Annotated in this window: 16 protein-coding genes; 8 read left to right on the plus strand and 8 right to left on the minus strand. The window is 58.6% G+C overall.

Annotated features, from left to right (window positions below; translation table 11 throughout):
* Positions 1-19: 19 nt before the first annotated feature.
* The 4 genes from yajC to ACYQ2I_RS06910 all read right to left on the minus strand — a co-directional run bounded on the left by yajC (position 20) and on the right by ACYQ2I_RS06910 (position 5,970).
* Entirely contained in the window at positions 20-418 is a 399-nt protein-coding gene (gene yajC / locus ACYQ2I_RS06895; protein WP_460166272.1) for a preprotein translocase subunit YajC, read from the minus strand.
* Between the two features lie 390 nt (positions 419-808).
* Positions 809-1,588 carry an alpha/beta hydrolase gene (locus tag ACYQ2I_RS06900; RefSeq protein ID WP_460166273.1) on the minus strand — a complete coding sequence of 260 codons (780 nt, stop codon included), beginning with the start codon at positions 1,586-1,588 and terminating at the stop codon, positions 809-811.
* Positions 1,589-2,258: 670 nt separating this feature from the next.
* Entirely contained in the window at positions 2,259-3,203 is a 945-nt protein-coding gene (gene mdh, locus ACYQ2I_RS06905; protein ID WP_460166274.1) for a malate dehydrogenase, read from the minus strand.
* A gap of 298 nt (positions 3,204-3,501) precedes the next feature.
* Positions 3,502-5,970: a hypothetical protein gene (locus ACYQ2I_RS06910; RefSeq protein ID WP_460166275.1), complete on the minus strand. Its 2,469-nt coding sequence runs from the start codon at positions 5,968-5,970 to the stop codon at positions 3,502-3,504.
* Positions 5,971-6,673: 703 nt separating this feature from the next.
* On the opposite strand from ACYQ2I_RS06910, the gene ACYQ2I_RS06915 reads away from it, so the two are divergent.
* From ACYQ2I_RS06915 to ACYQ2I_RS06935, 5 genes are all read left to right on the plus strand, one after another.
* Positions 6,674-9,760, plus strand: coding sequence for a hypothetical protein (locus ACYQ2I_RS06915; protein WP_460166276.1), 3,087 nt, complete (start codon positions 6,674-6,676; stop codon positions 9,758-9,760).
* Positions 9,761-9,836: 76 nt separating this feature from the next.
* The gene (locus ACYQ2I_RS06920) at positions 9,837-10,871 is read left to right on the plus strand and encodes a tetratricopeptide repeat protein (RefSeq protein ID WP_460166277.1); all 1,035 of its coding nucleotides are present in this window, start codon (positions 9,837-9,839) and stop codon (positions 10,869-10,871) included.
* Between the two features lie 234 nt (positions 10,872-11,105).
* Positions 11,106-11,945 carry a MotA/TolQ/ExbB proton channel family protein gene (locus ACYQ2I_RS06925; protein WP_460166278.1) on the plus strand — a complete coding sequence of 280 codons (840 nt, stop codon included), beginning with the start codon at positions 11,106-11,108 and terminating at the stop codon, positions 11,943-11,945.
* A gap of 56 nt (positions 11,946-12,001) precedes the next feature.
* Entirely contained in the window at positions 12,002-12,442 is a 441-nt protein-coding gene (locus ACYQ2I_RS06930; protein WP_460166279.1) for an ExbD/TolR family protein, read from the plus strand.
* 3 nt (positions 12,443-12,445) lie between these two features.
* On the plus strand, positions 12,446-12,928 hold the full coding sequence (locus ACYQ2I_RS06935; protein ID WP_460166280.1) for an ExbD/TolR family protein: 483 nt from the start codon (positions 12,446-12,448) through the stop codon (positions 12,926-12,928).
* Between the two features lie 120 nt (positions 12,929-13,048).
* Here the strand turns inward: ACYQ2I_RS06935 and holA are convergent, their stop codons facing one another.
* The gene (holA, locus tag ACYQ2I_RS06940; RefSeq protein ID WP_460166281.1) at positions 13,049-14,098 is read right to left on the minus strand and encodes a DNA polymerase III subunit delta; all 1,050 of its coding nucleotides are present in this window, start codon (positions 14,096-14,098) and stop codon (positions 13,049-13,051) included.
* Between the two features lie 74 nt (positions 14,099-14,172).
* Positions 14,173-14,832: a bifunctional 4-hydroxy-2-oxoglutarate aldolase/2-dehydro-3-deoxy-phosphogluconate aldolase gene (locus ACYQ2I_RS06945; RefSeq protein ID WP_460166282.1), complete on the minus strand. Its 660-nt coding sequence runs from the start codon at positions 14,830-14,832 to the stop codon at positions 14,173-14,175.
* Positions 14,833-15,070: 238 nt separating this feature from the next.
* On the opposite strand from ACYQ2I_RS06945, the gene ACYQ2I_RS06950 reads away from it, so the two are divergent.
* Positions 15,071-15,319: a hypothetical protein gene (locus ACYQ2I_RS06950; protein WP_460166283.1), complete on the plus strand. Its 249-nt coding sequence runs from the start codon at positions 15,071-15,073 to the stop codon at positions 15,317-15,319.
* 261 nt (positions 15,320-15,580) lie between these two features.
* Positions 15,581-16,858, plus strand: a complete 1,278-nt coding sequence (gene clpX / locus ACYQ2I_RS06955) for an ATP-dependent Clp protease ATP-binding subunit ClpX (protein WP_460166284.1) — start codon at positions 15,581-15,583, stop codon at positions 16,856-16,858.
* A gap of 124 nt (positions 16,859-16,982) precedes the next feature.
* On the opposite strand, the gene ACYQ2I_RS06960 is transcribed toward clpX, so the two are convergent.
* A complete protein-coding gene (locus ACYQ2I_RS06960) occupies positions 16,983-18,104 on the minus strand; it encodes a pyridoxal phosphate-dependent aminotransferase (RefSeq protein WP_460166285.1) in 1,122 nt (373 codons plus the stop codon).
* Between the two features lie 163 nt (positions 18,105-18,267).
* Complete coding sequence (locus tag ACYQ2I_RS06965; protein ID WP_460166286.1) at positions 18,268-19,284, minus strand: helix-turn-helix transcriptional regulator; 1,017 nt, start codon at positions 19,282-19,284, stop codon at positions 18,268-18,270.
* A 181-nt stretch (positions 19,285-19,465) separates the two neighbouring features.
* On the opposite strand from ACYQ2I_RS06965, the gene ACYQ2I_RS06970 reads away from it, so the two are divergent.
* Positions 19,466-20,293: a sugar phosphate isomerase/epimerase family protein gene (locus ACYQ2I_RS06970; protein WP_460166287.1), complete on the plus strand. Its 828-nt coding sequence runs from the start codon at positions 19,466-19,468 to the stop codon at positions 20,291-20,293.
* The last annotated feature ends 106 nt before the right edge of the window (positions 20,294-20,399 follow it).

Genomic DNA, 20,399 nt, shown 5'->3' on the forward strand with positions numbered 1-20,399 from the left:
TGGAGGAAGGATGTCGCGTCTATTTCCCCTTTTTGTCTTTTTGGGCGGTGTCTCCATCCGCCCCGGCGGTATCGCCGTCGGCCTTGGCCAGCACTTGCGCGACCGCCGCCAATTTGATTCGCATTCGCGTGTTGTTCGATTCGTCGATGCGGATCGTTACCTCTCCCGCGTCCTGGTGCACGTTTGTGACCGTGCCGATGATACCGCCGACCGTCATGATTCGGTCGTTCTTTTTTAGCGACGACCACATCGCCTTTTTGGCGGCTTGCTCACGCTGCTGAGGACGGATCATCAAAAAGTAGATGATGAAAAGAGCCGGGCCGCCGATCAACGCCATGCTGATCCAGAATTGAGACGGATCTTGGTTCGGGCCCGCCCCGGCTTCGGCCAGCAACCACAGCGAAAAGAGTTCGGTCATCGGATTCTCGAAAGCGGAGGAAAATGAGGAATACGCCGTCGTCTCCAGGACGATCACTTATTGCGTGGACACTTGAATCGTACTCAAGTCGCCCAAGTTGCGTTGTTTGCGCCATTTAGCCCGGGGAGTTCAACGCACTCTACCGCCCGAGGCAAAGCGCGCAAGCCTCCAGACCCTCCCCACTACCGTGTGTAATAAGCTGCCTATGATAAACCCTCGGTTCCGGCGGAACAAGGGGACTTGAGAACCGCCCGCGGCGGCGAAAAATCCGCTTCACGCGTTGTGCTGGGAGATGCCGCGGTGTTCTCGGCGAGGTGCACAAAGTCGCACGGCGTCGACGGATCGGTGCGGGGGACGGGAAAGAGAGCGAGGCCGATCCGCTGTCGGAGATCAGTCGCCTCGACATGAACCCGGGGCATCGAGCGGATCGCAGGAGGCGTCTTCTTCGGTAATCGCCGCCATGATCCACTCGTTTAGGTCGGCCAACATGTAGGGCGAAAGTTCCTGGCCGCAAGGATACTGCCGTAATGTGACGTTCACACCGGCGGTATGCAGCAGCTTCAGGTTTTCTCCGGCTTTGCACGGCGAGTAGTAGTCGCTGTCTCGCCCCACCGCCAAGAACATGGGAATCTGCCGGGCCTGTACGAATCCGGCGAACGGCTGATATTTTTCGGGAAGCGGACCGCACAGTGAAACGGCACCGCAAAACACCTGCGGGTTTCGCCATGCGATTCGAACGGCCATCGTGCCGCCTTCGCCGAATCCACCGATAAAGATTCGACGCCGATCGATGTGGAACCGCTTGTGGGCGGCTGCGATACACTCGAAGGTGCGTTGTTCGGCCTCGATGATCCCTTCGAGGGTTTGCGGCCAGCCGAACGTCGGCTTGCTGCCGTTCTCGATCGACAAGCCTCGCGGTGCCACCGAGACGTAATTGCTCAGGCTCACTTTCGGCATGATTTGGAGCAGCTCACGGTTGTCGCTCGTTTCGCCGCCGTGCAGCCATACCAGCAGCGGGTAAGGATACTTCGGCTCGTAATGCAATGGAGCGAAGAGCGTCTTCTCGGTGTCCGAGAGTGATCGGCGGGAGGGAGCCGAATCGGAGTCTTCCAGGCAGGATTCCACGAACGAATCAAGAGAAAACTTCCGATGCGGTTCGAGTGGATTCATGATCAGTCTGCCGATCCGGTTGCCAACGAACACGTACCTGGTCGACGCAAGCGGCAGCAAACTCCGTCTTGTCGCCGCGGCACGTAGGGGAGAAGAACACACGCCGCTAACTGCTTCCAGACCGGGAAAACCGGCCGTCGATCTCGAGTGCGTACCCACGAAGGGAACGATCAGGTGACGAGACCAAAACGACTTTACCGCAATCGCCGCGATCGTGTCAACGGTATCGTAACTTGTTTTTGCTGAACGATGAAAACGATCGGCGGTAAGCCGTTTATTTGCCGCGTCCTACCGGGCGAATCGACTTGCCCTCGCGGCGGATGACCGCCGAAAAACCGCGTTGGAAGCGGCTTCTCGAAATTTTGTAGCGATCGAAGTTTGTTGTACTATCGACGGATTAGTGTCGTTGTGCGGAACTGCTAGCTTTGCTGCTGGACGTTCTCGCGACGCGGTCGAAACAGTACCGACGGTTGTGGAAAACTCGGATTGCCGCTGCGGTTGCGCCGCCCGGCCATAGGTGGATTTCCTCGCTTGCCTCCGAAGGGATGACGGCGCGCATCGTTCGGCGGAGCCGGCGCATGAAAACGAGCCTTTCATGCTAAGACGAAAGGCTCGTTTCGAATCGCAATCGGTCTCGACATTCAATCGCCGTCGTATCGGACGGCGTTTACTACCCCAGTAACGAGGCCATTTTGGCCACCAGCTGGCGGACGGCTTCGACACTGGCATCGAAGGCGGCTTTTTCGCTTTCGGTCATGGCTACCTCGATGATTCGTTCGACGCCTTCTTTGCCCAAGACGACCGGCACGCCCACGTAGTAGCCGCCCACGCCATATTCCTTATCGCAATACGCGGCACAGGGAAGGACCCGTTTCTTGTCGCGGACGATTGCTTCGACCATTTGGGCCGTCGCGGCCGCCGGGGCGTAATAGGCGCTTCCTTTTTGCAAGAGGCTGACGATTTCGGCGCCGCCTTTACGCGTTCGTTCGATGATGGCGTCGAGTTTGTCTTGCGGGAGGAGCTGGGTCAGCGGAATGCCGCCGACCGACGAGCAGCTCGCCAAAGGAACCATGCTGTCGCCGTGTCCCCCGAGCAACATGGCCGAAACGTCTTCGACGCTCACTCCCAACTCCATGGCGACGAACGTGCGGAAGCGGGCGGTATCGAGCACGCCGGCTTGGCCCATCACTCGATAATGAGGGAAACCGGTCACCTGCCACGCACGCTGCACCATGGCGTCGAGAGGATTGCTCACGACGATGATGATCGCCTCGGGACTGGTTTTTTGGACTTGTTCGGCGACGCTGCCGACGATTTTGGCGTTGGTTTCCAAGAGATCGTCTCGGCTCATTCCCGGCTTGCGGGGCAGGCCGGCCGTAATCACCACGATATCGCTATTTGCGGTATCCCAATAGTTGTTCGTGCCGATAATCTGCGAATCGAAACCGACGATCGGCGAGGCTTCCATGAGGTCCAGCGCCTTGCCTTTCGGCATGTCGCCGGCCTCAGGAATGTCGAGCAGCACGATATCTCCCAGTTCGGCCGCTGCACACCAGCAAGCGGTCGTGGCACCGACGTTTCCGGCGCCGATGATACTGATCTTGGCTCGTTTCATGACCACAACGCTCCTCGGTAGGAATGTGATGACAAGATGAGACGGCGGCCCACGACACGACACCCGTACGCGCCGGCACCGTCGAATGATTGACTCGCTAGTTTTCGCACGTGCCGGAAAACCGTAACTCACGGAGTTCGCAGCTGCGGCTACTGTTCGGTTTGGTGGTGGCCATTATACCGGTCGTGGGACTGCGGGAAAGGAACGCAGGCAGGGGACCTCGCTTTTCTCTTGTGCGAAGGCACGAGAGAAAGGCAAGCCTACCGCCACAACGGATTGCGGGGAACTGCACCGCCGTTTACGGTTCGACAGTGTCGTCAGGCCGACTTGTTTCGTCGCGCGAGGCTCCGGGATCAATGGTCGGCGCTGAAGCAGCGGACTGCGAGGTTCGGCGCCGCGCATCTTGGCGGTTGAACCACCAGACGGCTAGCCACACGACGAATACCAGTAGCAGAAGAAGGCCAGGGAAGATGAGCAGCCAGTTCGTGCCCTCCAAAGAGCTCATTGGAGAATAACGCTGGACATCGGTACCGATGATCAGCGGGGCGAGTTGCCACGGCGCCGCTTCCGAGTCGGTATCCAGTACGCCCGCGGGCTGAAAGGCCCAGGTCTTCATGAAAAAGCCGGCCACCGACACGTGTTGGTGATACCCGGCCCCCTCACCTAGGGGCAAATCCTCGGGAATCGAAGGAACGCATACCGCAAGCGGGTAGTTTTGGGAGTCTTCGGTGAATAGATAAATTGTGTAATAGTGGTCGATGTCGAAGCGTTCGCGGATATCGGGGGAAGTGACGTCCACTCGTTCGACACGCCGGGCCGTGCCTTCCAATCGGACGAGTTTGCCCCTCTGTTGAAGGGGGCGATTGAACAGTGGTTCGACCGGAGTGCTCCGCCGCTGAATCGGGGTCAATTCTTCCAGGGCAAGGCGGTTGAGCATACCGGGCGGAGCCTTGCGGACTGCTGCCAACAGGGTGTAAAAGCACTCCCGGTCTTTCATGCCCAGGTGGTGCCAAGCGAGGCGTTCGGCTGCCGAGGTTGGTTTGCGGGCGGGCAACAAATCGTCGAATAGCGATGCGTCGACGCCCAGGCGTCCTAAAAGGTCGTTGCGCAGCCAACCGACCCGCCTCGCAGCGAATATTGCTTTCTTTTGAGGGGGGCGATTTCCCCACTTGAGGAAGAACGCGGATGTCTTCAGGCGACCTTCGGGTTTCCAATCCTTGCTTTTCCAAGCCGCGGGGATTCGTTCAGTGTAAATCTCAACGGCAACCCCTGTGGTGTCGTCGCGTCCGCGGCAGAGAAAGATTTCCGACAATCCGAACCGTTCTTGGATCTCGGCAAGCACGGGGACACGTTCCCACGATTCGATATCGGCTTCGACGGTGAACAGTTGACCTTGCAGCTCCTGCACGGGACGATCGATTTGTTGCGCGTCGAACGGACCGCGATTCCACCGAAACGCTTCGATCGGTTGAATCTTGCGCCCGTGGTACAGCACCAGATACAGCAATTCTTTTTCAGAGTCACTCAGGGGGACACCGTGTTCGACTCTTTCCCACAAGCTGGTTGAAACCCCGTACAATTCGAAAAACTGCCGGGCGGAATCGATCGTCGAAGCGGGGACGCCGGCGACCGTTGGGGCCTTTTCGCCTTTTGCCGTGTCAGTCCTAGTGTCGGGGGGGAGGGAGGCGTCTTCTTGGCCCAATGCGACGTTTGCGAGCCCGATGGTTGTCGTGCAAAGCATCAGGATTATGATTGACCGCACGCTACCGTTCGACTCGGTTTGCGCTGATGAAGGCGATTTGTCGTGAGGTTGCCGGCGACCGGACAGCGACTGCGGAGGACGCGAGGGGCGGGTTTTCAAGTAAATGAGGTACGCGATCAGAACCGAAGCGATTCCCGAGATGAGGGCAATCAGACCGACGGGCGGCGGGCCTTCGGCCGATTGCGCCGCTGGACGCGGTGACCAATGAATGGTCTTGGCCAACACGACCGGGGCCGAACGGAGCCCGTCACCGGCGAGATAGACCCAGCGTTTGAAGTAGACGCCGACCACCTCGGCCGGTTCCGTCAATCGTGGAGCAACCGGGAAACTCTTCGGCAATTCGAGAACGTACAAGACAACCGGATCGTCTTCGTTTTCGGGACGCAAAATCAGCCGGTAATATCGGTCGATTCCGATGTCATTCTTGGGGGCGGGCATTTCCGATGCTGCCATGATATCTCCACGCAACGCCACCGGACGCCCGCGGTATTGCTCGCTTTGACGAAACAAGGTTGCGAACTGCACGTGAGGATATTTGGCAGGCGACAGTTCGGCCTCGTCGGCCTGTCGGAGCAGCGCGAAGATCCGAAACCACGGTTCCGCCTCGTCGGCCCGAAAAGGAGTGTCGTCGGATACCTGTGAGAGATCGACCTCGGCCAACGCCGTTTGGAGCTCGCCGACGGCGGCGTCTGCGACCGGCGCCGCATTTTGCGGCGTCGTTGTAGGGGATCGGTTATCGGTGGGGGACTGCGACAGGGCTTGGTTCGCCGTCGGCGCAGACAACTCGTCCGGCAGCGATTCATTGGACGGTGCCCCGGTGTCGGAAGAATCGGTCACGGCGGACTGTTCGAACATGACCCACAGCCAACGGTAGTTTTCGGGCTTGCGGGCTTCGACCATCAACCAGATCACCGTGCCCAAAAGAAACACCAACAGGGCGATGCGGCGTCTCTCGGAACGAGAAAAACCCCCCGACGAGCCTTCTTTCGGTCGAAAATCCAGCACACTCGGTTCCTCGCAAAGTGTTTGGAAAACAAGCCTCTTTCTCCGTTTCTCATTCTACCCCGTCTTCGAGCCGGCTGTCGAAGTACTTCCGCTGCGGCCGTCAAAGTCACATCGAAGTGCAATCCGTACTGAGAAGGTTTTGTCAAAATAGGAGGACTGGCGTGTTCAGGGAGGCCGAGGCCGGAATGGCGTGCGTCCATTGTTGCAGAGCGGTGATGTGTCGATTATGTTGGCAAAAGGTAGCAAGTGCCGATTTGCGAAGTGGGCTGGGCTGTTCCATGCCGACCGGTCTTTTCGGCAGTTGCGGTGCCGGAAGGAAGTTGCCGAGCGGCGAAGTCTGGTGCAAGGTGAGAGAGGCCACCTTCTGTGTAGCTCAATTTTCCCTCGGCGGCTTGATCGCGGACGAACGGAGCAGAGACCATAAATCATCGCGGCCGAAGCGGCTGCATACGGCGCATGACTCTTCTGCCTGCGGAAAAGCTTTTCCGATGCTCGCCATCGACGACGGATTCGGGTATGCTTTCGGTCCGAAATAAGGTGCCGAAACATCGGGAGGTCGTCGTGCGCGCCGAAACGCTTGGCGATACGCAGGCTTGTCGGTGTGGCGGAAGGGAACGCCTCGATCGGAAAAAACGGCGTTGACATTCGCGCAGAAGACGCGAGGTGCAAGCCAATCATGATTGACGAACGGAATGCGACAGCCATGAGAAGCAGGTTGCCGGTTTTGTTGATCGTTTGTGTGCTTTCGGCGTTCGTCGGGGTGAGGGGAGGCCCTGCCGTCGCCGCCGACGATTTCAGGCCGTTCCTCGAAGCCCTGAAAGAGATTCGTTACTACGATACCGTGGTCGATTTTCTCGATCGGGCGGCCGAGGATCCGCGATGCCCCGACGAATTCAAAGCCGTCATCGATTACGAAGCCGGAAAGGCCCTGTTGGAATACGCGAAGACGACTCGCGACCTTGCGTTTCGGCAACAGCTCCGGGAAGAAGCCGCGACTCGACTGGAGCGATTCATTCAAAAGCACGGTGATCATTCTTCGGCGATCGATGCCTACAGTTTGCTCGGGCAAATGGCGATCGAAGATGCGACCTTGAAAATCGCCCAATCGAAGGAAGAGGGGAAGTCGGACGCCGAACGCAAGGCGTTATTGGACGAGGCGAGAAAACTCATCGAAAAAGGCCGTCCGCATCTCGAGAAGTTCCTCCAATTGTCGCGAGATCGCGTGGCCGACATCCGCAAGAAAGCGGCTACGTCCACCGATCGGCGACTGCTCGACGAGAAGAAAGAGGCTGAAAACGAATATGCGCGGGCAAGGTTGTTGATCGTCGGCGTCGATTTCGCGTTGGCCAAGACGTACACGCAGGACGCCAAGAAGCAAAAAGAACTGCTTCAGCAAGCTTACGACGAGTACGGCAAGGTGTACGAAACGTTCGGCGACAATTTCGTCGCCGGGCCGATTGCCCGCATGTACCAGGGAATCGTGGCGGCCGAACTCGGGAAGAACGACGAGGCTGTCGCGATTTTCAAAGAAACGTTGACGCTGCCGGGCAACGTGCCGGCATACCAGCAGATTCTCAACCAGGCGATGGTCAATCTGCTTCAACAGTACCAAGCCCAGAAGAAATATACCGAGGCATTGGAAGAAGTTGCGAAATGGGAAGAAGCTGTGCCGGGCGATGCTCGGTCGACGCCGACGGGCCTCGAAGTCTATTTCTTGGCGGGGGAAATCGCGATTGCGTATGCGCAGTCGATCGAGAAAAAGGATGCCGATGGAGCACGAGCGGCAAAAGGTACGGCCCGCAAGTACTTCGAGTTCGTAAGTCGATTCAGTGGTCCGCGTCGCTTGGAAGCGGCGGAACGTCTCAAGGGCTTGGTGAGTGCTTCGGCTACCGGGAGCGAAGCCCCAAAGACGTATGTCGAAGCGAAGGACAAGGGCGACTTCGCGTTCGGCCAATTCACGGTAGCCTATGCCCAACTTCAGGACCCCAAGCTGGATCCCAAAAAGGCCGAGACTCTCGAATCGGATCGTGAGACGAATCGAGACGCGGCCATCGCCGCGTACCTGGCGGCCTTGCGGATGGCCGGGCCGGAGAATGACGCCGAAGAACTGAACGAGATTCGACGTCGCTTGGTCTTCCTGTTTTGGGACGCCAAGGAGTATTACGATGCGGCCGTCGTCGGCGAATACTTGGCCCGGCGTCAGCCGCAATTTGCCGGAGCTCCCAAAGCCGCTGAGATTGCCGTCAAGGCATATCGCAATCTATTCATCGCCGCGGTGAAGAACGGAGAAGATACTTCGTTTGAACGTGCTCGCATGACCGATTTAGCCGAATTGGTCGCGCGAAATTGGGGGGATCGGCCCGAAGCCGGTGAAGCGGTGTTGATGCTGATTGATACGGCTTTGGATTCGGGAGATTTTGAGACTGCTGAAAAGTACCTTGATTTGCTGCCCGAAAATTCGGCCGGTCGAGGTCGTGCGGAACTCCGCTTGGGGCAAGCGATCTATACGTCTTACGCCAAGGCTGCCTCGGCACCGGAAGCCGAACGACCTTCTGCCGAGGCGCTGGCGGAGATGCGTTCGCGGGCTCAGAAAATCTTGGAGACCGGTTTGCAGCATGCCATGGCGGCTGCGAAAGCCGGCGGGACGATCGACTACTCTCTCGAATACTCCATCTTGTTGCTGGCACAGATGTATCTGAGTGCCGGTGACGCCGAAAAAGCCGTTCAGTTACTGGACGATCCCACGATCGGCCCGATCGGTTTGATCGGCAAGAAACACCCATCGGTTGCGCTGGAACGCTTCCAAGAAGAGGTATATAAGACGGCCCTGCGGGCGTACGTGGGAACCCGCCAATTCGACAAGGCGGAGGAATGCCGGCAAAAGCTTGAGTCGCTGGTGGCTTCGTCGGGGGAAGGAAGCGCGTCGCGGTTGACGGCGCTCTACGTGAGCTTGGGGCGTCAGTTGCAGGATCAAATCGCTCAATTGAAGGCCGAAGGGAAAACCGACGAACTCGACCGCGTGATCAGCGGCTTCACCGTTTTCCTGAAATCGATCGCGCAGCAGGGTGACGAGGCCGATTTCCGCTCTCTCAGTTGGGTTGCCGAGACATTTTACGGCCTGGGAAAAGGGCTGGATCCGGGCGGAGCGGAGCTTCCTGAAAAAGCTGCGAACTATTACAAGGAAGCCGCTCGAACCTACCTGTTGATGATCAAACGCTGCGAGGAAGATCCGGCGTTTGCCCCCGAAGCCCTGGGCGCCGATGCCCAGCTCAATTTGAAAGTGCGCTTGGCCGGTTGTCTGCGGGCAATGGGACAATACGAAAGCGCCATGAAACTGATCGTGAGCGTCCTCGAAACGAAGGAAACCCGACTGGATGCCCAAATCGAGGCGGCCACGATTTACCAAGAGTGGGCCGAAGAACCCGACAAGGAAGATTACTACCTATACGCGATTCGCGGCGGGGTCAAGAAAGGCAACAAGTACATCGTGTGGGGGTGGGGAGGGATCGCCAACCGGTTGGTTGCCTATTACGACAAGTACTCGGACATGTTTCATCAAGCGCGGTACAATCTGGCCTTGTGTCGGATGAAACTGGCGCAACGCAAGAGTGGAGAAGAGAAAGAGCAGCTTTTGGAACAAGCGCGGCTCGATATAGCGCGTATCTACCAGTTGTATCCCTCGATGGGCGGCAACGAGTGGTACGCCAAGTACGACGCGCTGTACAAAAAGATTGAACAACTCCAAGGAAACCGCATGCCGCAAGGCCTGGCCGGGTTGAAGAAGTCCTGAACCGACGTAACCGCTGCAAGGCCCGCCCCTGCGGGCGGACGTTGAGTCGGCGGCACGTGCGAGAGGAGAGAACGCGATGAAACGTTGGTTGATTGAGACGTCTGCGGCGGTAGCGCTGGTGTTCGCAACGGCGCTTCCCTCGCTCGCTTTGGACACGATCAAAACGGAATCCGACACCTTGACGGGACGCATCGTTGCGATGACCGCCAACGAGGTCACATTGGATCAGAGCGGGGTCCAGCAAAAAGTGCCCGTCAACAAGATCGAATCGATCAGCTTCGGGGGGGATGAACCGGCGGCGCTGCGGACCATTCGAACGTATGTGTCGGAAGGCCGATTCCAAGATGCGCAAAGCGCCCTCGAACGAATCCAAGTGAGTTCGGTGTCGAGGCCGGAAGTCAAGGAAGAGATTGCGTTCCTCTCGGCCTATGTGGCCGCTCGGGTGGCTCTTGAAAGCGGTGGTTCCATCGCCGAGGCAGGCCAGCAAATGGCGGCATTCGAAAGCGGCTCTCCGAACAATTGGCATCACTGGGAAGCCGCTCGGATCGTGGGCGATTTGCTGATGGCCGTCGACAAACCGGAAACCGCCGAGAGCTATTACGCCAAGTTGGCTCAAGCCCCCTGGCCGGAATACAAGCTTGAATCCAACGTTCTGGTCGGTTGGGCGAAGCTGGCTGCCGGCAAACCAAGTGAGGCTGCCGCGGCCTTCGATGCCGCCGTTCAATTGGCGGGACAAGTTCCCGGTGCCGATCGACTGGGAGTAATGGCAAATATCGGGAAAGCACAGTGTTTAGCCGAAGAAGGCAAAACCGACGAGGCGTTGGCTATCTTGGAGCCGATCTTGGCGCGACCCGACCTGGCCGACGATGTCGAACTGGCCGCTCGAACCTACAACGCGATCGGCACGGCCTATCGCAAGGCGAACAAGCCGAAGGATGCGGTCTTGGCCTTCCTGCATGTCGATTTGTTGTATTCGCAGTTTGCCCAGGGACACATCACGGCACTGGAGAACTTGGTCCAATTGTGGCCGCAATTACAGCGGCCGGATCGTGCCGCGCGGGCGGCGGAAATTCTGCGCCAGCGGTACGGACGCACGCCTCCCTCGGGCTGATTCGGCGGCGGATTGTGCCCTGCGACGCAAGGAATTGCTACAATCGGCACAATCGGGTGGTTCTCCAGAGAGTCACTTATTGGGCCGGCGTGGGAGCGGAATTACACTTTGTAATAACATGACGGATTACCGGAGGGCTTCGCGTAAGGTCCTTCGAGCTGCCTTACTGCAAACGGGATTTCCACCCCCCATATTTTCCTAGCGGAACTGAGAACAAGCGTATTGGAGGTTTTCATGCGGCAAGCATTTTGGTCGAGCTGGTTGGGAGCGGTCACGATTTCGCTCGGGTTGTTGGTCTTGTTGCTGGGGGGGATCCCGGCGGTGTCGACGTGGATGACGCCTACCGCCCAAGCCGAAGAAGCGGCCGACGACGAGTTGCCCGCCGCCGATGAGGCCCCTGCCGATGCCGGTGCAGGCGATCAGGCCGCCCAACCGGTCAAAAAGTCGGTTCTTGTTTGGTTCTTCGAGTCGCTGGGCATCTTTTACAGCTCGGCGTTCTTCGTCTTGTCGTTCAGCTTCGTGGCCCTGTTGGTGATGAACATCGTCGGGGCACGCCGCGAGGCGGTGATTCCGACCGCCTTGATCGACGGCTTCGAGGCACATCTCAACGAAAGACAATATCAAGAAGCCTACGAACTGGCAAAGAATGACGACTCGTTCCTCGGCCAAGTGTTGGCCGCGGGATTGGCAAAGCTTTCTGCCGGCTATCCGCAGGCCATCGAGGCAATGCAAGAGGTCGGTGAAGAGCAGTCGATGCGGATGGAGCACCGGCTCAGCTACATCGGCTTGATCGGTTCGATCAGTCCGATGGTCGGGCTTTTGGGAACGGTTCACGGTATGGTGAACTCGTTTAGCGTCATTGCCAACAGCACGACCACTCCGAAACCTTCGGAATTGGCTCGCGGTATTTCGACGGCGTTGGTGACGACATTGGTCGGTCTGTCGATCGCTATTCCTGCCATGCTCGCTTACGGTCTTTTGCGCAACCGCGTTGCCCGGTTGGTACTGGAAGTCGGGATCGTCAGCGAAGGCCTGATGTCGCGGTTTTCGAACACGGGCGCGAAAAAGGCGTAAGCAAGAGGTTAGTCGACCCTTCGGGAACGACTATCGAGGAATTGAGGAGAGCCGTCATGCGAGTCGAACAACGTCGCGAGCTCCCCGCCGCGGAGCCCGAAATGACGCCCATGATCGACATGACCTTCTTGTTGATCGCTTTCTTTATGCTGTTGATCAACTTTTCGGCTGGAGATCAAAATCAACTCATCCGGTTGCCGTTGAGCCAGTTGGCCCAGCCGCCGGACACCCCTCCGACGTATCCGATCACCCTGCAGATGACTTCCAAAGGCACCGTTTTCTACGGAGCCGAAGAAGTCACGATCGAGGGGGTGAATCCGCTCTTGGTGGCCGAAAAAGCCATCATGAAAATGCGCGGTCTGTCGCCGCAGGACGCGACCGTGATCATTCGAGCCGACCGGTACGCCAAGACCGGCTGGGTGCAAGAGTTGATTCAGCAGTGCCAGCAGGCCGGGTTCGAGAAGTACACGTTGCGGGCGAGACAAGAAAGCGCGTAAGCGATGAAGATACGACACACTGGTAAAAGGCTCAGCGAAGATCTCAAACTGGAGATGACGCCGATGATCGACGTTGTCTTCCAGTTGCTCACGTTCTTCTTGATGACTTTTAAGATCGTGGCACCGGAAGGGGATTTTTTCATCAAAATGCCTGTTGCGGCGCCCTCACCGGGAGTGCCTAGCGACGTGCCGATTCCGCCGATCAAGGTCCGCATGACGGCCGATTCGCAGGGACAACTTGCCGGGCTGTACTTGGCCGAGGCAAAGCTGGGAAGCTTCGCAGAATTGCAACAGCGCGTGCGGGGAATCGTCGGCGACGATCCGGGGCCCGGCGTGTTGGAGAGTACCGAGGTCGAACTCGATTGCGACTACGATTTACGCTACGAGTACGTCATGCAGGCGATTACGGCCGTGTCCGGGTACATTGAGGGAAATCGTGTGGTGAAGCTGGTCGAAAAGGTGAAATTCGCCCCGCCGCACCGCTGACGGAAGACGCAGCAGACCGCTTTCCGACTCGATAGACATAAGCGATGCCCGGGGGATGCCTGGACATCGCTTTTTTGTCGGCGAAGGAAATGCCGCGGGGAACATGCGAGGAAACAACCGTCATAGTAGCCGGGCTTCGACTCGCACGGCGTCGGGAGCTCCGATCAACCACAGAAGGCGTTCGAGCATCCAACGCGGATCGCTGGGACGCGCCCCTTTCATGGCCAGGTCGGCCTCGTTCAGCCAACGCACCAGTTGCGCAGTACGATAGCGTCCTAATCGTTTCAATCGGGCTTCGGCGTTGCGCAGTGTGAATTTTCGGAATCCCGCCTGCTCCAGCGCGGCCGGTATGGGGATAGGACGTCCCCGCGGATGCAGCAAGATATGGGCGGCGGTTGCGTAACGCCGGAGCGTGGGAGCGATCATGCCGAAGATTCCGACCGGGTTCTCGCCTGCATTGATCAAGCGATCGAGCATGACCAGCGCTTCGTGCGGGCGGCCGTCCAATGCAGCGTCGAGCATGTCCCACACGGCCTTGGCATGCCAGGCACTCACGTTTTCCTCGACGATCGCTACCGTAATCGGCCGGCCCGGCGAGACGACATTGGCCAGCTTGGCGACTTCTTGATCCAGCACACCCGGATTCGGGCCCACCAGGTCGATCAAGAGTTCGGCGGCCTCTCGCTGTAATGCCAGGCCGTACCGAGCCTCGGCCCATTTCGTCAATATTTCGACCAACGTTTGGGGTTTGGGCGGCGTGCAGTCGATGACCCACGCCCCTTCTTTGTCGGCGAGCTTGGCCAGCCGCGTGTTCTTGGGCCAGCTTTGGACCGACAGGATGAGAAAACCGGTTGCCGGAGGCGATTCCAAAAACGTTTCGAGTTTGTCGCGGAACTTCTTCAAAAAGGCGTCGGCGTCGTCGATCAAGGCAACGCGCGTGCCGCCGAACATGCTCCGTGTTGCCACCTCGCCGACGACGTCCCGCAATTCGGTCGATTTTCCGTCGAACCGGCGGATATCACATTCGTCGTCGCGGTCGCCGAACAGCTTCCGCAGACGCTCCAAGGCCAGCGCACGCAAAAACGGTTCGGTGCCTTCGAGAACACAAAACCCCCCTTTGGGGGAAAGGCGTTTCCTTCCGGCGAATTCGAAGGCCGATAACTTCGCCATTTGTTGGAAACCTCGAGGGGCTGCGTGGTTTGGGAAACAGGGGTGTTGCCGCAATTAGGCGATCACGCTTTCCGTCAACCTTGGGCCAATCGTTCACGGGTTGCGCGGACGATTTCGACGTACTGCTTTGCCAAGTTTTCGATGCGGGCGAAATCGCGGTCGCGCACGGCCTTCTTTTCGACCAGGGCGCTGCCCACTCCCAGGGCGCAGGCGCCGGCTTCCAAAAAGGATGCGGCCGTGTCGAGATTGACACCGCCGGTCGGCATCATGCGTACCTGCGGCAGCGGGCCTTTGAGAACCTTGAGGTATTTCGCCCCCACGACGTCGGATGGAAAAATCTTGACAACATCGGCTCCGGCTTCCCACGCCGTCAGAACCTCGGTCGGGGTGAATGCCCCAGGCATGACCGGCTTGCTGTACCGTTTGCACATGGCAATCACGTCACGATTCACTGTGGGCGCCACGATGAATTCGGCCCCGGAAAGAATCGCGATGCGACACGTCTCGGAATCGAGGACCGTGCCTGCACCGAGGACGATCTTGTCGCCGAGCCGAGCCGCGACTTCCTCCAGCACGCGATGGGCGGCCGGTACGGTGAAGGTGACCTCCATGGCCGTCACCCCCCCGGCGTGGAGGGCTTCGGCGACGTCCGCCAGCATTTCACCGCTGGGGGCCCGCATGACGGCAACGATTCCACAATCCAGGATGCGGTCCAATGTCGATTTTGTACTCATGAGGCATCGTTCCTGAGACTACCTACAAAATTGGTTACGACCCGTTACGGGTGGAAAATGTGTCCCGGAACGCCAGCCTACGACTCACGGAATCGGCTGTCAATCGGCCGCGAATTCGGGGTGGACGAGGTCGCCGGTGACTTCCATAATACGACGTGGGCAAGGTAAAAGGGTATCGACGACTACCGATGTCGGCGCGTGACGTTCACTTTGCGTAAGATTGCGAGGATGAGAAGCCTTGTCCAACATCGTCCAACTACTCTTATCTTTGTTGATCCTGGGGATCCTCATAATCGTCGCCGTTCGTTTCCTGAAGAAAATTCGGGCAGAGGCCGTACAGAACGACTCATCGGCCGAAGATTTGCTCGCGAACCTCGAGGAATTGCGAGCCTCGGGTCAGCTTGAGGAGGCAGAATTCCGAACAATAAGGACAAAGCTGATCGAGCGGCTCCGCCGTGAGAGAAGAGACGAGGAGAGGATCGGTTGATCGGGCGGTGCCTATCGTCCCGATCGATCCGAAGGCATCGACACGGCAAGGTGATGCCTCCGGGCCTGAATAAACCGAACCCATTTCCGTTTCGTACCGACAATTACCGTGCGAGGCGACACGCCGGTACCGGCGAACAGGGCCGTTCGCTGTCGTCACTGAACCATCATCGGCGTGTGTGTGGAGACACCATTCGAGTATGACATCCGCAGTCTACCTTAGGAGGGGGTAAGCTGCCCGACGGAAGAAGGGATCTGTGGTATGCCGACCGGCCGGGATTTTACCTCTGGGCGCCGCGGGAACGGGGGGAAGAAGTTCTGCTCCTTTTGCCGCAAAAGCTACCGGGACGTCGGCCCGCTCGTCGAAGGCCCCGGCGATGTGTACATCTGCGGCGAGTGTATCGACTTGTGCCAGTCGATCCTCGAGCAGGAACGCCAGCGACGCGGGACGACGCGCCCCTTGTTCAAGCATGTGCCCACGCCCCGCGAGATCGTCGATCGCCTGAACGAGTTCGTCGTGGGGCAGGAGCAGGCGAAGAAGGTGTTGGCGGTGGCCGTCTACGCCCACTACAAACGCCTGATGCACCAGGCCAAGAACCCTGACGTTCTCATCAACAAATCGAATATCCTGCTTATCGGACCGACCGGTTCAGGGAAGACGTTGCTGGCGCAAACGTTGGCGCGGATGCTTGATGTACCGTTCGCCATCGGGGATGCCACCACGTTGACCGAAGCCGGGTACGTCGGCGAGGACGTCGAAAACCTGCTGCTGAAGCTTCTGCACGCGGCCGATTTCGATATCGAAGCCGCCCAACGCGGGATCATTTATATCGACGAGATCGACAAGATCGGGAAAACGAGCCAAAACGTCTCGATTACCCGCGACGTTTCCGGTGAAGGCGTCCAACAGGCCCTGCTGAAGATGATCGAGGGGACGACGGCCAACGTGCCTCCGCAGGGCGGCCGCAAGCATCCCGAGCAACAGTACATCCAGGTCGATACGACGAACATTCTGTTTATCTGCGGTGGAACGTTCGTCGGCTTGGAAGACATCATCGCCAGTCGCTTAGGGAAGCGTTCGATCGGGTTCGGCGGGGGCTCGGAAAAGTCGGCCGCCGACCAAGAGAACTTCCTATTGCAGCACTTGACCAGCGAAGATTTAGTCGAATTCGGACTGATTCCCGAATTCGTCGGGCGATTGCCGATCATCACGTCGCTGCGCCCGCTCGACGTCGATGCATTGATGCGAGTTCTTTCCGAGCCGAAAGATGCCCTCGTGCGGCAATATCAGCAGTTGTTCGCCATGGAGAACGCCGAGTTGGAGTTCACCGAGGAGGCGCTGCGTTTGATTGCCCGCAAGGCTTACGAGAAAGGAACCGGTGCTCGCGGTCTTCGCTCGATCGTCGAGAACTTCATGCTCGATATTTTGTTCGAATTGCCGGAACAACCGCCGGGAAGTCGCTACGTCGTGACGCCCGAAGTCGTCGAGGGCAAACAGCCGTTGTTTCCGCTGCCTGCGGCAAAGAATAAAAGTGCCTGATTTGACGAGCGAAGCGTAAGACTCGCGGTGCGCATCTCAGAACGAATCACGGCCCGAGCACGGGAAGCTCCGGTGTTCGGGCCGATTGCTTTGCGCCGGCGGCCGTGCAACGAACGAATTGAGGTTAGGATCGCCCGGCCAATCGCCGGAGAATCTCGATGCCGCGGGCGATCGTCTCATCGGAGGCGGCGAACGAAATGCGGAAATGCGTGTCGCGCTTGCTGAATACGTTTCCCGGTATGATCAGTAGGCCGTGTTCGGTAATCGCCTTTTCGACGAATTCCGTGCCGGTCCCCCAAGGAGCTTTCGGGAAAAGGTAGAACGCACCTTCTGCCCGGGGAATTTCGTAAAGATCCCTCAGCCCTTCGTACAGCATGTCCCGCTTGCGCCGATACGCCGCGTAGGTTGCCGACATGTCGACATCGAGAGCTTCCAGGGCAGCCCATTGAAGCGGATGCGGGGCGCACACGAAGCTGTATTGCTGGAGCTTGACCATTTCGTCGATCAAGGCCGACGGGCCGTGCAACGCGCCGATGCGCCAACCGGGAATGCCGTGACTTTTGCTGAACCCCTCGATGACGATGGTTTCGGGGTTGAACTCGGCAGGCGATACGAACGCCCCGGGATTGCAGAATTCCCGGTAGATTTCGTCGCTGACCAAGGCAATTCCATGCGATGCGGCAAGGTCTGCCAGTGCACGAACTTCGTCTGGGCCGGCCACGGCGCCGGTCGGATTCGCCGGGGTATTGAATAGAATCAGTTTCGTCCGTTCGGTGACGGCGGCTTCGACGCGGGCGGGATCGATGTGGAAATCGGGATAGGTATCGACGTATACCGGAACACCGCCGGCCACCTGAACCAGGGCGTCGTACATCACGAAATAGGGATCGAAGATAATCACCTCGTCACCCGGATCGACAATCGCGAGGATCGCCAACATCAGCCCGCCGCTCGTGCCGCTGGTGACGAACAACTTGCGATCGCTGTGTCCGTAACGCCGATCGACGACCTCTTGCAGGCGTTCGCGTAGTTGCGGAATGCCCTGCGTGAGTGAATAACCGTTCTTGCCTTCGGTAACGGCACGCACAGCCGCTTGCTTGACCGGTTCGGGGGCGTCGAAGTCGGGTTGGCCGATCGACAGGTTGACCGGATTCTTCAGCTTGGCGCCGAGTTCGAACACGCGGCGAATACCGGACGAATCGAAGCGGCCCATGCGAGCGGCCAGCCAAGGATGCTTCTGCGACATGGTCGTGATTTCCTTGTTTCGCGACGGCGAGTGCCCCCGGGGAATACGAGGTCTCCCGAGTCGAATCAGCCAATCTATCACAACGCCGAAAAACCGTCCATCGGCGCCTGGACCCTACTGGAGACGATGCTTCGTCGATGCCGTTTTTCATCCGAAAGCGGCGTCAAATCCTGTGCTTTCGGCGATAGGTTCGCGGCGAGCAACCATACCGGCGGCGGAAGACGGTCGCAAAATATTGTGAGGCTCGAAACCCGCAGCGACGAGCGACCTCGTAAATCGGCATGTCGGTGTGTTCCAATAGATCGGCAGCCGTCCGCAAGCGAACCTGGTTCAGATACTGCGCCGGCGTCAGGTTCGTGATCATTCGACAGTACCGTGTGAACTGTGTAACCCCCAGTCCGCAATGGTCCGCCATGCGACGAACCGTCCATTGTCGCAGTTTGGCCTGCGATTGGGTTTGCAAATCTTTCAAGAACAGTTCCACGCTGCGTCGTGTTTCGGAGAGACTCGCGTCCAGTGGTGGACGTTCCCGACTGAGCAGCTCCAACAAAAGGACGAACAATTCGTTGATACGGACGATCAGGTGTGACTCGGCTTCTTGCGGCGAACGCTCGGCGATCGTTGCGGCGATCGATTGAAAGCAATGCAAGATGCCTCGATCGGCACGCCACACGGGATACTCGTTATGACGTAGCAGCGTGGTCAGCCGTTCGAGGTCGCGGGCGGCAAGCATGATCCAGCTCGGCCAGCGCCACGGTTGATCGGGGCGTCGCACGCCGACGTCGAGAATCAGCCAATGCAGGCGCCCGGCGGGAATCCCTCGTTCGTTTCCCAGGCGGTGTAGTTGCCAAGGCCGCGTGACCGTCAGGTCGTACGGTTGCAACTCGAATGCCTCGTCGTCGACGGCAAAGGGCAAGTGCCCCCGTTCGACGAATGTGACCTCGATGCCTTCGTTGCGATGCCAAGCAAGTTGCCACGCTTGATTTTCGACGGCGTCCCAGAAGCCGATCGACTTCACCCCTCGCAACGCGTGACGCGGCAGCCGTTTGCCGGGATAGTGGCCGTGCACGAACGATTCCATCACCAACGTTCCCGCTCGAACGGCTTCGACCACCGGCCGGCAGGTGTCGGCGACATACGTTCGCCCACGGTCTTCGTAGATCGGAAGACGACGATTCACAAATGTTCGATTTCTTTCACTGAAGGAAATTTGCCTGGGAATTCACCGGCGAGCGGATATGATGATAGCGTGCCGACGACGTTCCTGCAATCGGCCGCTGCAACTTTCAGTGGGGCGTTTCGGCGACCAATCGGGCGGATTGCGACGACGCGTACTGATGTCGATTCGGAGGAACCAAAACATGGGAAAAATTTCACTTGGCGTAAACATGGAATTTGTGCGGCACGCCGACAAGTCGTTCGAATGGGGTGTCGAGAAAGCCGCCGAGTTGGGATATGAGTACGTCGAACCGATGGTCCACTGGGGCCGCGAATTGCTTTCGGAAGCAGGGTACTTCCACAGCGTTTCGATGCTCGACGACCCGTACCGGATTCGCGACGCGTGCGAGAAAGCGGGCATCAAGCTTTCGGGATTGTCGGCGCATTCGCCCTTGTGTAAGCCCGAGGTAGGCGTCGAGTATCTGAAGCAGGCGATCCGCTTTGCCGCCGAATGCGGTGCTCCCGTCGTGAACACCGACGAGGGGCCCAAGCCGGCCTGGACGACCGAAGAAGAAGATTTCACGCTGATGCGTTATACGCTTCGCGAGGTTTCGTTCGTCGCCGAACGCCGGGGAATCAAGATCGGCCTCGAGCCGCACCAGCAATACAGTAAGTCTCCCGACGGACTCGATCGAATCTACAGTCTCGTCGACTCGGAGGCGATCGGGATCAACTTCGATACCGGTAACAGTTATTTGGCGGGTGAAGAGCCGATTCCGTGGTTGGAACGTGTGGCCGACCGGCTCGTTCATCTGCACGCCAAAGATATTTCGGTCGAGCAGTCGGAAGAGGAACGGGGCAAGGTTGCGGGGACGCCCGTCGGTTGTGCCTGCGGCGACGGCGTCATCGACTGGAAACGGGTCATCGAAATCTGCAAAGCCTTGCCGCAGGACATCGTTTTCAGCGTGGAATGCGGAACGGTCGAGCAGGCGAAACGAAGTATCGAGTATCTCAAGCCCCTGATCGCCTGACGGGGACGAATCGTACCTGCCTTGGAAAGCGTCCGACCGTCGGGCCGGGCGCTGCGGAAGACGGGGCGTTCCCTCGACCACGGTTTGCGATCCCCGTTCGGTTGAG

This window comes from Thermostilla marina (genome assembly GCF_054657455.1).

Coding starts and splice junctions, on each gene's coding strand:
- yajC (WP_460166272.1), bottom strand. CDS start 418: ATGACCGAACTCTTTTCGCTGTGGTTGCTGGCCGAAGCCGGGGCGGGC.
- ACYQ2I_RS06900 (WP_460166273.1), bottom strand. CDS start 1,588: ATGAATCCACTCGAACCGCATCGGAAGTTTTCTCTTGATTCGTTCGTG.
- mdh (WP_460166274.1), bottom strand. CDS start 3,203: ATGAAACGAGCCAAGATCAGTATCATCGGCGCCGGAAACGTCGGTGCC.
- ACYQ2I_RS06915 (WP_460166276.1), top strand. CDS start 6,674: ATGAGAAGCAGGTTGCCGGTTTTGTTGATCGTTTGTGTGCTTTCGGCG.
- ACYQ2I_RS06920 (WP_460166277.1), top strand. CDS start 9,837: ATGAAACGTTGGTTGATTGAGACGTCTGCGGCGGTAGCGCTGGTGTTC.
- ACYQ2I_RS06925 (WP_460166278.1), top strand. CDS start 11,106: ATGCGGCAAGCATTTTGGTCGAGCTGGTTGGGAGCGGTCACGATTTCG.
- ACYQ2I_RS06930 (WP_460166279.1), top strand. CDS start 12,002: ATGCGAGTCGAACAACGTCGCGAGCTCCCCGCCGCGGAGCCCGAAATG.
- ACYQ2I_RS06935 (WP_460166280.1), top strand. CDS start 12,446: ATGAAGATACGACACACTGGTAAAAGGCTCAGCGAAGATCTCAAACTG.
- holA (WP_460166281.1), bottom strand. CDS start 14,098: ATGGCGAAGTTATCGGCCTTCGAATTCGCCGGAAGGAAACGCCTTTCC.
- ACYQ2I_RS06945 (WP_460166282.1), bottom strand. CDS start 14,832: ATGAGTACAAAATCGACATTGGACCGCATCCTGGATTGTGGAATCGTT.
- clpX (WP_460166284.1), top strand. CDS start 15,581: ATGCCGACCGGCCGGGATTTTACCTCTGGGCGCCGCGGGAACGGGGGG.
- ACYQ2I_RS06960 (WP_460166285.1), bottom strand. CDS start 18,104: ATGTCGCAGAAGCATCCTTGGCTGGCCGCTCGCATGGGCCGCTTCGAT.
- ACYQ2I_RS06970 (WP_460166287.1), top strand. CDS start 19,466: ATGGGAAAAATTTCACTTGGCGTAAACATGGAATTTGTGCGGCACGCC.